The organism is Isoptericola sp. Y581 (genome assembly GCF_059445475.1).
Genome location: NZ_JCAIUK010000001.1, coordinates 623,738 through 637,132, shown reverse-complemented (window position 1 = coordinate 637,132; position 13,395 = coordinate 623,738). Strand labels below are relative to the sequence as shown.

11 protein-coding genes are annotated in these 13,395 nt (G+C 75.4%); 6 read left to right on the top strand and 5 right to left on the bottom strand.

From position 1 onward, the window contains the following. Positions 1 to 171 precede the first annotated feature (171 nt). The 4 genes from AC1C2W_RS02845 to mtrA all read right to left on the bottom strand — a co-directional run bounded on the left by AC1C2W_RS02845 (position 172) and on the right by mtrA (position 5,381). A complete protein-coding gene (locus AC1C2W_RS02845) occupies positions 172 to 1,029 on the bottom strand; it encodes a ComF family protein (RefSeq protein ID WP_495387881.1) in 858 nt (285 codons plus the stop codon). Positions 1,030 to 1,160: 131 nt separating this feature from the next. Beyond that, positions 1,161 to 2,903, bottom strand: a complete 1,743-nt coding sequence (locus AC1C2W_RS02840; protein ID WP_495412318.1) for an LpqB family beta-propeller domain-containing protein — start codon at positions 2,901 to 2,903, stop codon at positions 1,161 to 1,163. Then, the gene (gene mtrB / locus AC1C2W_RS02835) at positions 2,900 to 4,714 is read right to left on the bottom strand and encodes an MtrAB system histidine kinase MtrB (RefSeq protein ID WP_495387883.1); all 1,815 of its coding nucleotides are present in this window, start codon (positions 4,712 to 4,714) and stop codon (positions 2,900 to 2,902) included. The genes AC1C2W_RS02840 and mtrB overlap by 4 nt, the downstream gene beginning before the upstream one ends. Beyond that, a complete protein-coding gene (mtrA, locus tag AC1C2W_RS02830; protein ID WP_495387884.1) occupies positions 4,701 to 5,381 on the bottom strand; it encodes an MtrAB system response regulator MtrA in 681 nt (226 codons plus the stop codon). The genes mtrB and mtrA overlap by 14 nt, the downstream gene beginning before the upstream one ends. A 194-nt stretch (positions 5,382 to 5,575) precedes the next feature. On the opposite strand from mtrA, the gene AC1C2W_RS02825 reads away from it, so the two are divergent. From AC1C2W_RS02825 to AC1C2W_RS02805, 5 genes are read left to right on the top strand one after another with little or no spacing between them, the layout of a single operon-like run. Further along, a complete protein-coding gene (locus AC1C2W_RS02825) occupies positions 5,576 to 6,742 on the top strand; it encodes a glycerophosphoryl diester phosphodiesterase membrane domain-containing protein (protein ID WP_495412317.1) in 1,167 nt (388 codons plus the stop codon). Further along, positions 6,739 to 7,425, top strand: coding sequence for a DUF4129 domain-containing protein (locus tag AC1C2W_RS02820; RefSeq protein WP_495387886.1), 687 nt, complete (start codon positions 6,739 to 6,741; stop codon positions 7,423 to 7,425). The genes AC1C2W_RS02825 and AC1C2W_RS02820 overlap by 4 nt, the downstream gene beginning before the upstream one ends. Beyond that, entirely contained in the window at positions 7,422 to 8,708 is a 1,287-nt protein-coding gene (locus AC1C2W_RS02815; RefSeq protein WP_495387887.1) for a DUF4350 domain-containing protein, read from the top strand. The genes AC1C2W_RS02820 and AC1C2W_RS02815 overlap by 4 nt, the downstream gene beginning before the upstream one ends. After that, positions 8,702 to 9,778: an AAA family ATPase gene (locus tag AC1C2W_RS02810; RefSeq protein WP_495388433.1), complete on the top strand. Its 1,077-nt coding sequence runs from the start codon at positions 8,702 to 8,704 to the stop codon at positions 9,776 to 9,778. Before AC1C2W_RS02815 ends, AC1C2W_RS02810 begins: the two co-directional genes overlap by 7 nt. A 48-nt stretch (positions 9,779 to 9,826) precedes the next feature. Then, a complete protein-coding gene (locus AC1C2W_RS02805) occupies positions 9,827 to 11,254 on the top strand; it encodes a DUF58 domain-containing protein (protein WP_495387888.1) in 1,428 nt (475 codons plus the stop codon). Between the two features lie 215 nt (positions 11,255 to 11,469). Here the strand turns inward: AC1C2W_RS02805 and AC1C2W_RS02800 are convergent, their stop codons facing one another. Next, entirely contained in the window at positions 11,470 to 12,459 is a 990-nt protein-coding gene (locus tag AC1C2W_RS02800) for a stage II sporulation protein M (protein WP_495387889.1), read from the bottom strand. A 48-nt stretch (positions 12,460 to 12,507) separates the two neighbouring features. On the opposite strand from AC1C2W_RS02800, the gene AC1C2W_RS02795 reads away from it, so the two are divergent. Further along, the gene (locus AC1C2W_RS02795) at positions 12,508 to 13,326 is read left to right on the top strand and encodes an RDD family protein (protein WP_495388434.1); all 819 of its coding nucleotides are present in this window, start codon (positions 12,508 to 12,510) and stop codon (positions 13,324 to 13,326) included. Positions 13,327 to 13,395: the final 69 nt, after the last annotated feature.

The following is a 13,395-nucleotide window of genomic DNA, read 5'->3' as shown; positions in this document are numbered from 1 at the left end:
TGAGGCCACCCTCGCGAGCGGCCCGAGTTCTGGTCGGGGCACCCCGTGGGGCGCCTTGTACGGCACCACCTCCCGGGTCGCCGGACCCTCGGTCCGGACCGCTCATGGGTCGTACGGACTCCTCGCCCCGGATCTCCGCCGAGGCACCTCGCCCGCGTGGGAACCCCCAGGTTAACCCCGCGCGCCCCCCTGGGACACCGATGACGAGGTGCGCGGTGACGTGAGTTCTCGCGCAGGTCTCGTGACGGTTCCGGGCGGTGGTGTCGCGGCCACCACCAGCGCGCCGACGACGTCGGCGCCGGCCGCCTCGAGCGCGCGTTCGGCGGCCGCGAGCGTGGCGCCGGTGGTCACCACGTCGTCCACCAGGACGCACGCCGGACCGGCCCCTGCGGGGGTCGCCCGGGCCAGGACCCGGGGTCGCACGACCACAGCGCCGGAGAGGTTCCGGGCCCTGTCGCGCGCGCCGAGCCCCACCTGGTCGCGACCGCGGCCGCGGCGGGCGAGGGCGGGCGCCACGACGGCAGGGACGCCGCCGTCCCGCAGGCCGTGGGCGACAGCGCGCGCGAGCACCCGCACGTGCTCGCGACCCCGCGCCCGGGTCGCCGCCGCCGTGGACGGCGCCGGCACGACCAGCACGGGCCCGGCACGGCACGCCGCCGCGACCGGGCCGGCCATGCTCCGGGCGGCACTCCGCGCCGGCGGGCCGAGCAGCCCGTCCAGGTCGACACGGCCGCGGTCCTTCCACGCGACCACTACCTCCCGCACCGCGCCGGCGTACGTCGCCAGCGCCCACACGGGCAGGGGCGGCACACCGTCGAGCCGGTCGAGGCGGGGCGCCGACCCCTCGACCCGCCGAGGTGCCGACGACAGGAGCGCGGCGCACCGCCCACACCAGCGCACGTCGGGCAGCCCGCAGCCGGGGCAGGAGACCGGCACGACGAGGCGGCCGAGGTCGCGGAGCCACCCCCCGACCACCTGGGCCGCCACACCGATCGCGGCCATGGCGGGGGTGAGGGCGCGTGTCGTCATGCCCGCAGGGTGCCGCAGCAGGTCCCGCCGCGTCGCGCGCGCCGCCCGGGGTGTGGACGGCGCCACCCTGGGGGCAGCCTCGGCCCGGGCAGATCCCGCGCGACCAGCCCCGCACGACCAGACCAGCGGCGTCAGCCCGGGAAGGCGGCGAGGTCCACGTTCTCGGAGACGACCGACCACAGGGCGGAGCCCTGCCGGGAGTACAGGGTGCCGCCATCGTCGAGGGCGAGCAGCGCGCCCGTGCCGGCGGCCACGGAGGCCGTCACCCAGATCGGGTCGGGGACGCCGGCCAGCGCACGGGACAGCCCGCCCTGCCCGGCCAGGCCACCGACGCCGGCGAGGAACACGGCAGCGTCACCGTCGTCCTCCTGCCCCACCATCGCGAGGGCCGCGTCCTCCTCCCACACCGCCTGTGTCACCTGGCGCACGGAGGCGGCCACCTGCACCGGCGCCGACAGACCGGTCGGGGCACGGTCGGCGTCGCGCACGACGCCTGCCACGTGCACGAGCCGCCCGCTCGGACCGGAGCTGACGATCGCCACCCGCGCCCCCTCCGGCGACACCCGCACCGACCGGATCGTGCGAGACGACAGCCAGTCGATGTCGAGCGACAGCACCTCGCCCGAGGCGAGCGCCACGAGCAGCGTCGATCCGCGCGCGCTCCAGGCCGCGCCGAACCGGTCCACCGACGGGGCGACGAGGTCCTCGCCCGACAGGAGGACCTGGGGCGCGCCGTCGCCCGAGACGCGCACGATCCGGTCCGACCCGTCCCGCACCACGACGGGCTGGTTCCCGGGCCCCGAGGCGATGGCGGTCGGGTCGAGACCGGCGAGCGACACCGGCTCCTCGAGCTCGGCCAGGGCGCGGCCCACGACCCGCTGCACCTGGCCGCCCGCCACCGCGAGCGCGTCGCCCGAGGTGTGCGGCATGGACACGGTGTCCGCGGCCGTCGTCGTCAGCGGCGTGGTCCGGTCGGACAGCACGACGGTGCGCCCCTCCCCCTCGGCGAGGGTCTCCTGGAGCTGGGCGACGGCGAGCGCCCGCTGCTCGGCCGTGGCCTGCGTGATCGCGGACGTCAGGCTCACGTCGATGGTGCCGTCGTCGGCGACGGTCACGGCGTCGATCGCGAGGCTGGTGCCCTCGGGGATGACGGTGGTGGTCGAGTCCTCCAGCCACTCGGGCGGGCCCGCGAGGATCTCGCTCGTCGCGTCGGTGCGCCACGTCTGGCGCGGGAACCAGCGCCGGTCGGGCACCCACCAGGTGAGGTCCGGCGTCGGGAAGTACAGCCGGGTGGGGTGGAACGCCTGCCCGAAGAACGCCGTCGAGAGCATCAGGCCGTCGTCGAGCTGCGCGACGCGCCACTCGCCGCCCGTCTGCCGTGTCAGGCCGAAGGGGATCTCGATGGTGCTGGGCTTGGCCTCCTCCGTGTACATGCCGCGCTCGTCGAGCGTCGCGACGACGGTCGCGGAGGCCGTGACGGTCGTCTCCGTCGCGTCGTCCGGCACGTCACCGGGGTCCAGCTGCGGGTCCTCGTCGAGCACGAGCACGCGCGTGTACCGGTCCCAGCCCTCCCACGCCTGCTCCGTCAGGTACTCCTTCGCGACGTTGAACGACGCGGCGTCCGTGGGGCCCACCTGGGCGGTGCTGAGGAATCCCTGGACGATCTGGTCGGGGCTGGCGCCCGCGGTCGGGCCGGCCGGGATGTACCCGATCTCGCTCACGTTCTCGAGCTCCGCGTCCCCGTCGCGCACCGCGCCGGTCATCGGGATCCGCGCGCACGCGGCCGACCCGCCGAGCACCAGCAGCACCGCCAGCAGCGCGGTGGTCGGGCGGGCGCGGCGGCGGCCGGCCGGGTTCTTCGCCGTCGTCGTCATCGCGCCTCCTCGTCGATGTCGGTCTCGGTGTCGGTATCGGCGTCCGTCCTCGTACCGGTCTCGGCCCCGGGGACGGCGGGCGGCGCCGGCTCGAGGTCGTCGACGACGCCGAGCTCCGGGATGGCGGTGGGCGTCGGCCCTGTCGGCGGGTTGACCACCGGGAGCTGCCCCGTCGGCGGCGCGGCGACGCCCTTCGACGGGCCCTCGATCGGCAACGGGGAGCGCTCCAGCCGGATCCCCGCACGCCGCGGCAGCGTGAGGCGGAAGCTCGCGCCCTCCCCCGGACGGCCCCAGGCCTCGAGCCAGCCCGCGTGCAGCCGCGCGTCCTCGAGCGAGATCGCGAGGCCGAGGCCGGTACCCCCGGTGGTGCGGGCGCGGGCCGGGTCGGCGCGCCAGAACCGGCGGAATACCCGCTCGATCTCGTCGTGCGCCAGCCCGACGCCGTGGTCACGCACGACGACGGCCACGGCGCCCGCGTCGAGACCGACCGTGACCTCCACCGGCTGGCCCTCCGCGTGCTCGATCGCGTTGACGATGAGGTTGCGCACGATGCGCTCGACCCGGCGCGGGTCGACGTCGGCCGTCGCGGGCTCGTCCGGGAGAGTCACGGACAGAAAGACGTGCCTGCTCTCGGCGAGCGGCAGCGAGGTCTCCGCGACCGTGGCCACGAGGCCGCGCAGGTCCCGCTGCTCGACGTCGAGCACCGCGGCCCCGGCATCGAACCGGCTGATCTCCAGCAGGTCGGTGAGCAGGATCTCGAAGCGGTCCAGCTGCGTCTGAAGCAGCTCGGCGGAGCGGCGCGCAGCGGGGTCCAGCTCGTCCCGCGACGCATGGATCACCTCGCCCGCCATGCGGATCGTGGTCAGCGGCGTGCGCAGCTCGTGGGAGACGTCGGAGACGAAGCGGCGCTGCGCGGCCGATAGCTCCTCCATCCGCGCGATCTGGTCCTCGAGGTTGGCGGCCATCTCGTTGAACGTGCGGGTCAGCGTCGCCATCTCGTCATGCCCCTTGGCCACCGGCATGCGCTCGTCGAGGTGGCCGTCGGCCAGCCGCGACGCGACGGTCGCCGCGCGGCGTACGGGCGCGACCGTCTGGCGGGTGACCACCCAGGTGAGCACCCCCAGCAGCGCGAGGATCGCCAGCGCCCCGATGGCGAGGGTGCGCTGCACGAACGACAGCGTCTCCTGCTCCGCCTGGAGGGAGTAGACCGCGTACAGCTCGTACGTACCGATCGACGGGACCTCGACGGTGGACCCGACGATGACGCCCGGCTCCGGCGACTCGGAGTCCGTGTACTCGGCGGGGATCTGCACCGACTGCAGCACCTGCCCGTCGGAGGCGCGCGTGGCGGTGCGCAGCTCGGGGCTGATGATGCTCCGGAGCCCGATCTGCGTGCCGGGGTCCAGCAGGCGCTGCGGCTGGTCGGGGGCACTGAGCAGCAGGAAGTCCTGAGCGCTGGACGCGCCGGCGGCCAACGTCTGCACCATGGAGGTCAGCAGCAGCTGCAGGTCCGAGCGCGACGTCGCGGGCGAGGACGCGAACGCCGTGCGCACCTGCTCGGTCATCGCCGCGTTCTCGCGCTCGATGCGGTCGAGCCGCTGCTCGAAGAGACCGTCGCGGATCGAGATCGACAGGTACAGCCCGAGCAGCGCCACCGCCACCACGCCCAGGGCGAGGGCCGACGTGACCACCCGCAGCTGCAAAGACGACCGCCAGCGGCGGACGAGGTAGCGGACCCGCGCGACGGCCCGGGCGCGCCACCGGCGCCACGCCCTGCGGACGCGACGCGCGGCGGGCTCAGCGGGGGGCACCGGCCTTGTAACCCACGCCCCGCACGGTCAGCACGACCGTGGGGTTCTCCGGGTCGCGCTCCACCTTCGAGCGCAGCCGCTGGACGTGCACGTTGACCAGGCGGGTGTCGGCGCTGTGCCGGTAGCCCCAGACCTTCTCCAGGAGCACCTCGCGGGTGAAGACCTGCCAGGGCTTGCGGGCCAGGGCCACCAGGAGGTCGAACTCCAGCGGGGTGAGGCTGATGCGCTCGCCGTCGCGCACCACGTTGTGCCCGGTGACGTCGATCTCGACGTCCCCCACGCGCAGCCGCTCGGGCCCGGGCTCGTCGGTGCGGCGCAGGCGCGCCCGGATGCGGGCGACCAGCTCCTTGGGCTTGAACGGCTTGGTGACGTAGTCGTCGGCGCCGGACTCGAGGCCGAGCACGATGTCGACCGTGTCCGTCTTGGCGGTGAGCATGATGATCGGCACGCCGGACTCGCCGCGGATCTCGCGGGCGACCTCGATACCGTCCTTGCCCGGGAGCATCAGGTCGAGCAGGACGAGGTCGGGCTGCTCGTCGCGGAAGGCCGCCAGCGCACCGTCGCCGTCCGCGACGAAGGTCGGCTCGAAGCCCTCCGAACGCAGGACGATGCCGATCATCTCGGACAGGGCGGTGTCATCGTCGACCACCAGGACACGGGACTTCATGGGCACAGTCTGCCAGGCCGGGCGGGTCGTTCTGTGGATCGCCACGTGAGGGACCGCCACCGGCGTACTAGGGTCGGTGCGACCGACGTCCCGTCGGGTCACCACCAGCCGTCACCACTGAGCTCCGTCCACCCACCCCGTCCGTCGACGCCGAGCCGACACGACCCGACCGCCCTGCAGCCCGGGAGGCCGCGATGACCCCGCCCGACCAGCCCCAGCCTCCGTCCGGCTGGGGCGAAGCCCCCGAGCCCCCGCGGTACGGCCAGTACGCCCCCGGCGGCGCCCCGCAGCCCGGCGATCCGCAGTACGGGCAGCAGTACGGGCAGGGCGGGCCCACCCCCTACGGGCAGTCGCCCTACGGCCCCGCGACGAGCAAGCCCGGTATCGTGCCGCTGCGCCCGCTCACGCTCGGCGAGATCTACGACGGCGCGTTCACCGCGATCCGGCACAACCCCAAGGTGATGCTCGGCACCGCCACGCTGGTGCTGCTCGTCGCGACCGTGCTCGGCGTGCTCGTCGCCCAGCTCCTGGTCCCGTCGCTCTCGTCGACGTTCGCCTCGCTGGCCGACGTGGACCCCGAGATCAGCGAGCTCGGCCTCGACTCCATGTACGCCCAGCTCCTCGCGACCTCGCTCGGCACGACGGCGACGATGCTGCTCGCCCAGCCGGTGGTGGAGGGCATCCTCACCGTGTCGGTCAGCCAGTCGGTGATCGGGCGCAAGCTGAGCGTGGGCGAGGTCTGGTCCCGCCTGCGCCCCCGCGTCGGGGTGCTGATCGGCTGGGCCGTGCTGCGCACGCTGGGCGCCCTCGCGGTCTTCGCCGTGTGGATCACGCTGTTCGTGATGGTCCTGGTGCTGCTCGGCGACTTCTCCGCGGGCGCCGCGGCAGGAGTCAGCGTGCTCCTCTTCGCGGCGTTCTTCGCCGCGCTGGTGTGGCTGGGCGTGCGTGTCGGGCTGGTCGCCCCCGCGCTCGCGCTCGAGGGGCGTCGCCTCGGCACCACGCTCGCCCGGGCCTGGCGCCTGACCCGCGGGTCGTTCTGGCGCCTCTTCGGCATCTACCTGCTCGCGTCCGTCATCGTCGGCATCGCCTCCAACATCATCACGTACCCGATCGCCATCATCGCCGGCCTTGCGGGCGGGGCGGGCGGGAACTCGCAGACCATGGGGCTGTCGATGGTGATCGCCACGGTGCTCACCACCGTCATCGCCACGGCGATCACCACGATCTTCCTCGCGAGCGTCGTCGCGCTGCTGTACGTGGACGTGCGCATGCGCCGTGAGGGCCTCGACGTGCAGCTCGCCGCCGCGGCCCAGGCGCCGGAGGGTGGGCAGCCCGGGGCCCGCCCCGGCACGCTCGCGTGATCGGCGCGTCGACGGCGCTGCACAGGGCCCTGGCGGTCCTGCCCGTCGGCGTGCCCGTGGACCCCGATCGGGAGACGGCGCACCGCTGGCTCCTCGAGGAGCTCTCCCGGCCGGAGTACTCCACGTCCCCGACCCTGCTGGAGCGCCTGCTGCGGTGGTTCGGCGGCCTCTTCGACGGTCTGACGCTCGGCGAGGGCCGGTTCCCGCTCGCGCTGGTGATCGTCGTCGTCCTGGTGGTCGTGGCGGCCGTGGCCTGGTGGGTGGCCGGTCCCGTCCGGCTCACCCGGCGGGGGCGGCGGTCGGCCGTCGTGCTCGAGGACGACGAGCGCTCCGCCGCCGAGCTGCGCGCCGCCGCCGACGCGGCGTCCGCCCGGGGAGACTGGTCCGCGGCGGTGCTCGACCGCTTCCGCGCCCTCGTGCGGTCGCTCGAGGAACGCGCCGTGCTCGACGAGCGCCCGGGGCGGACCGCGCAGGAGGCCTCGACGGACGCGGCCCTGCGGCTCCCGGCCGTCGCCGCGGACCTCCACCGGGCGGCCGGACTGTTCGACGACGTCTGCTACGGCACGCTGCCGGCTCGCCCCGAGGACGACCGCCAGCTGCGCGCCCTCGACGAGCGCATGCAGGGCACGCGGCCCGAGCCCCTCGCGGCGGCGGGACGGCCGGGCGGGGGGGCGGGCGCATGAGCGTCGAGACGCCGCCCGGCGCCCCCGCCCCCGTCTCCCCCGGCGTGGACCCGTCCCGCGACACGGTCACGCTGTCCGGAGTCATGGGCGACGGCACCACCGCGGGCGGCCGGGCGGCGAGCCGCTGGCGCCGCGCCCGATGGGCGGTGCTGGTGATCGGCGCGATCGTGCTCGTGGTGGCGATCCTCGCCGTGTTCCGACCCACGTCGTCGAGCACGCCGTACGCCCCTGACAACGCCGGCCCCGACGGCGCCCGCGCCGTCGCGCAGGTACTCGAGCGGCAGGGGGTGGTCGTCGACCACGTCACGCGGGTGGACGACGCCCTCGCCGCCGCCGGGCCCGGCACCACCCTGCTCGTGACGCCGGCACCGTACCTGCTCCCCGAGCAGGCGGACGCGCTGGCGGCGTCGGACGCCGACCTGGTGCTCCTGAGCGCGGACGACTACCTGGTCGGCACCGCGACCGACGGCGCCGTGGGCCGCTCCCCCGTGGGCGCGGACGCCGCGAGCCCGGTCGAGCCCGGCTGCGACCTGCCCGTGGCGCGGGCGGCGGGCCCGCTGCGGCTCGCCGCCGGCCTGAGCGCCGAGCCGGACGCCGGCGCCGGGCGCGACGTCACGCTCTGCTGGACGGGGCAGGAGGGCGCGGCGCTCGCGCAGGTGACGGACACGCCGGGCACGCCGGGCACGGAGTCGGGACGACGGGTGACCGCCGTCGACGACACCTCGTTCGTCGTCAACGACACCGTGCTCGACGACGGGAACGCCGCCCTCGCGCTGGGGCTGCTCGGCGCGCACGAGAGGCTCGTGTGGCTGGTGCAGGATCCGCTGGACACCAGCGTCTCGGGCGGCGACGCCCCCGCGCCGGCCGGGGCGGTACTGCCCCCGTGGGCCGGCGTCGTCGGGCTCTGGGCGTTGCTCGTCGTGGTGGTCGCCGCGATGTGGCGGGCCCGACGGCTCGGCCCGCTGATGGCCGAGGACCTGCCCGTGGTGGTCCGCGCCGCCGAGACCACCCGCGGCCGCGGGCGCCTCTACCGGCGGGCGCGATCCCGGGGCCACGCGGCCGCCGGTCTGCGCGCCACCACGGCGGAGAACGTCGCGCGCCGGCTCGGCGTCCCCCGCTCCGCGGACCCGACGACCCTCACCGACGCCGTCTCGCGCGCCACCGGCCGCGGCCCGCACGACGTGGCCGACCTGCTGTACGGCCCACCACCCACCGACGACGACGCGCTGGCCCAGCTCGCGCGCCGGCTCGACATCCTGGAGAGCGAGGTCCACCGATCGTGACGACCCCCGACGAGAACCCGCAGGTCCCACCCACCCCGGTGGTTGAGTCTGTCGACACCGCGCCGAGCAACGAGCATCGGGTCTCGACCAGCTCGACCGGCGGATCGGACGACGCCCCGTCGCGCGCGCTGCGCGGCTCGCTCGCGGCCGTGCGCACCGAGGTCGGCAAGGCCGTGGTCGGCCAGGACTCGGCGGTCACGAGCCTGCTCATCGCGCTGCTGTGCTCCGGGCACGTGCTGCTCGAGGGCGTGCCCGGCGTCGCGAAGACGCTGCTGGTGCGGGCGCTCGGGGCGTCGCTCGACCTGTCCACCAAGCGCGTCCAGTTCACCCCGGACCTCATGCCGGGCGATGTCACCGGCTCCCTGGTCTACGACGCCCGGACGGCGGAGTTCTCGTTCCGCGAGGGCCCGGTCTTCACGAACCTGCTGCTCGCGGACGAGATCAACCGAACGCCGCCCAAGACGCAGGCGTCGCTCCTGGAGGCTATGGAGGAGCGGCAGGTGTCGGTGGACGGTACCCCGCGCCCCCTGCCGGAGCCGTTCGTGGTCATCGCGACGCAGAACCCCGTGGAGCACGAGGGCACGTATCCCCTGCCGGAGGCCCAGCTCGACCGCTTCCTGCTCAAGGTGGTGCTGCCCGTGCCGGAGCGCGACAAGGAGATCGAGGTGCTGGCCCGCCACGCCGCGGGGTTCGACCCGCGCGACCTGGAGGCCGCCGGCGTGCGCGCGGTCGCCGGGGCCGCGGAGCTCGCCGCGGCCCGCGCCGAGGTGCGGCGCGTCCAGGTGGCGCCCGAGGTGCTCGGGTACACCGTGGACCTGTGCCGCGCCACCCGCCGCTCGCCCTCGCTGTCGCTCGGCGTCTCCCCGCGCGGCGCGACCGCGCTGCTGGCGACGTCCCGCGCGTGGGCGTGGCTTTCCGGGCGGCCGTACGTCACCCCCGACGACGTCAAGGCCCTGGCGCACCCGACGCTGCGGCACCGCGTCCAGCTGCGGCCGGAGGCCGAGCTGGAGGGCGTCACGGCGGAGAGCGTGCTGACCACCGTCCTCGCGACCGTTCCCGTCCCCCGCTGAGCGGCCGGCGACAAGGATGCCGACAGCCGGCGTTGACGGGGTGGTGAGATGGCGCTGACGTGGCGTGCCGTCGTCCTGGCGGCGCTCGGGGTGGTGCCGGTGGCGCTGTTCCCGGTGCCGGGGACGGTCGTGCTGTGGGCGCTGGTCGTGGGGGCGGTGTGTGCCGTGGACGTCGCCCTCGCCGCGTCCCCGCGCGAGGTCGCGATCCAGCGCCGGGTGCCCCGGTCGGTGCGGCTGGGGACCACCGCCCGCTCCGAGCTGGTGCTCACGAACACGGCCCGCCGGCGGCTGCGCGCTGTCGTGCGCGACGCATGGCCGCCGTCGTTCGTGGTCGATGCCCCCGTTCGCACCGACGGCGCCGCGGCCGGCGAGCCGCTCGTGGCCCGCTCGGCCCGGCACGACGTCGACCTGCCCGCGGGCGAGTCCGTCCGCGTCCGGACGCCGCTGCGACCCACCCGGCGCGGCGACCGCACCTCCGGGCCCGTGACGATCCGGTCGTTCGGGCCCCTGCGCGTCGCCGGTCGCCAGGCCTCGATCCCCGTCCCCGGCCACCTGCGGGTGCTGCCCGAGTTCGCCAGCCGGCGGCACCTGCCGTCGCGGCTGGCCCGGCTGCGGGAGATGGACGGGCGGGCCACGGTGCAGGTACGCGGCGAGGGCACGGAGTTCGACTCGCTGCGCGAGTACGTGGTGGGCGACGACGTGCGCTCGATCGACTGGCGGGCCACCGCGCGCCGCGGCGACGTCGTCGTGCGCACGTGGCGGCCCGAGCGCGACCGGCGGGTGGTGATCGTGCTCGACACCGGGCGTACGTCCGCTGCGCGGATCGGCACCGGCACCCCGGGCGCCCTCGACCCGGCCACCGGCGCCGGCACCGACGGCACCGCGGAAGCCGAGTCCCCGGAGTCCACGCTCGGCGGCACCCGGCTGGAGGCGAGCATCGAGGCAGCCCTGCTGCTGGGAGCACTGGCCGACCGTGCGGGCGACCGCGTCCAGGTGCTCGCCTACGACCGCGTGCTGCGTGCCCGCGTCGCCGGGGCGTCGGGGCCGCGCCTGCTCCCGGCCCTCGCCGAGTCGCTCGCGGTCGTCGAGCCCGCGCTGCTGGAGACGGACTGGCCGGGGCTGGTGGGCCAGGTGCGCAGCCGCGTCTCGCAGCGGTCGCTCGTCGTGCTGCTGACCGCTCTCGACCCGGCGGCCGTCGAGACGGGCCTGCTGCCCGTGATCGACCGTCTGTCCGGCACGCACCAGGTGGTCGTCGCGGCGGTGGCCGACGCGGACGCCGCGCGGCTGCGTTCCGACCGCTCGTCGTCGGCCGCCGTCTACGACGCCGCCGCGGCGGCCCGCGCGGACCTGGAGCGCTCCGCCGTCTCCACCGTCCTGCGCCAGCACGGCGCCGAGGTCGTCGAGGCCCTGCCCGACGACCTCGCCCCCCGGCTCGCCGACACCTACCTCGCCCTCAAGGCCGCCGGCCGGCTCTGACGAATCCGCGTCGGTCGAGCCTTCGAGACCACGAACCGGGTTTCGACAAGCTCGACGACACCTCGTCGGTCGAGCCCGTCGAGACCACGAACCGGGTTTCGACAAGCTCAACCAGCGGAGCGGTATCGACAAGCTCAACCAGCGGAGCGGTATCGACAAGCTCGACCAGCGGAGCGGTTGCGACAAGCTCGACCAGCGGAGCGGTATCGACAGCGTCAGCCGGCGGTCGGCACGACCTCGCCGGCGCGGTCGGCGTCGAGGTCGCCGGTGAGCCCGGCGTCGGTGGCCCGGCGGCCCAGGACGAGGACGTAGGCCCAGAACGCGGCGAGCGCGAGGGCGCCGATGACGATTTTGAGCCACCACGGCAGCGCGGAGCCGGTGACGAAGCCCTCGACGAGCCCGGACAGCGCCAGCGCGCCCGCGAGCCCGATGGCGACGGTGATCAGGGCGCGGCCCTCCTGCGCCAGCGCGACGGAGCGGGTGCGCGGCCCGGGGTCGATCACGGTCCAGAAGATCTTGAGCCCGGCCGCGCCGGCGACGAAGACGGCGGTGAGCTCGAGCAGCCCGTGCGGCGCGATGAGCTGCAGGAACAGGTCCAGCTCACCGTAGGCCGCCATCATGCCTCCGGTGGCGCCGACCCCGACCGCGTTCTGCACCAGCATGTACACGGGCCACACGCCGGTGATGCCGAGACCCACGCACTGCGCCGCGATCCACGCGTTGTTGGTCCACACCATCGCGGCGAACGACGCCCCGGGGTCGTAGTACGAGGCGAACGCGTCCTCGACGTACGCCTCGCGCTGGGACGGCGTGCCCATGAGGGCGAGCACGTCCGGGTCGGTGGCGACGCGGACCCCCGCCACCACCGCGAGCGCCAGGCACACGACGACGACGCCGAGGGTCCACCACCGCACCCGGTACAGGGCGGCCGGGACGGTCACCACGACGAACCGCGCGACGTCGGCCCACGCGGGCTCGTGGGTGCCGGCGATGCGCACGCGCGCGCGGGTCAGCAGGTCCGACAGGCGGGTGACGAGCACCGGGTCGGGCGCGGCGGACCGCACGGTGGACAGGTGGGTGGCCACCGCCTGGTACAGCCGCACCAGCTCGTCGGCCTCCGCCCCGTCGAGCCGCCGGCGCCGCGTGAGCTGCTGCAGCCGGTCCCACTGGGGGCTGTGCACGGCGGAGAAGGCGTCAAGGTCCACGGCCGATAGCCTTCCACACGACACCGGTGCGACGAGCGGGGGATGCACATGCACGACGGGATCCTGATCGGCGAGGGCGTGGTGCTCGACGCCCGCCCCGCGTCGTTCGTGAGCCGTGCGCTGGCGGCGCTGCTGGACCTCGCCGTGATCGGGATCGTGGTGCTCGCCCTCCTCGTGGTGGCCGCCGCGCAGGACGTCTCGATCGACGAGCAGTGGCTGCGGGTGCTGTCCGTGGTCGCGGCGGTCGTGGTGATGGTCGTGGTGCCGGTGACGGTCGAGACGCTCAGCCGCGGCCGCTCGGTGGGCAAGCTCGCCACGGGCCTGCGCGTGGTGCGCGACGACGGCGGGCCGGTGCGGTTCCGGCACGCGTTCGTCCGTGCGCTGGTGGGTGTCGGCGAGCTGTGGCTGACGTTCGGCAGCGTCGCGCTCGTCACGTCGCTGGCGAACTCGCGCGGCAAGCGGCTCGGCGACATCCTGGCCGGCACCTACGTGATCCGGGTACGGGGCGGGCGCGGCTGGTCGGTGCCGCTCGCGATGCCGCCCGAGCTGGCCGGGTGGGCACGCACGGCCGACATCCGGCGCCTCCCTGACGGGCTGGCGCTGTCCGCCCGCCAGCTGCTCGACCGCGCCCCGCGGCTCGCGCCCGCCTCGCGGGCCGGCCTGGCCGACGAGCTGGCCGGCCGGATCGAGCCGTACGTCGCGCCCGGCCCGCCGCCCGGCACGCCCGCCGAGGCGTTCCTGCACGCCGTCCTGCACGAGCGCCGCGACCGCGAGCTGACCCGCGGCCGGGCCGAGCAGGAGCGGGCCGAGGCCCGTGCCGCGACGCTGCACCGGCTGCCCTACGCCATCCCCGACCCGCCGCGCTGAGCACGGCGTTCGCCGTGAGCATGCTTCTGGCCCTGTTTCGCGCGGAAGCATGCTCACAGCGGCGACGGG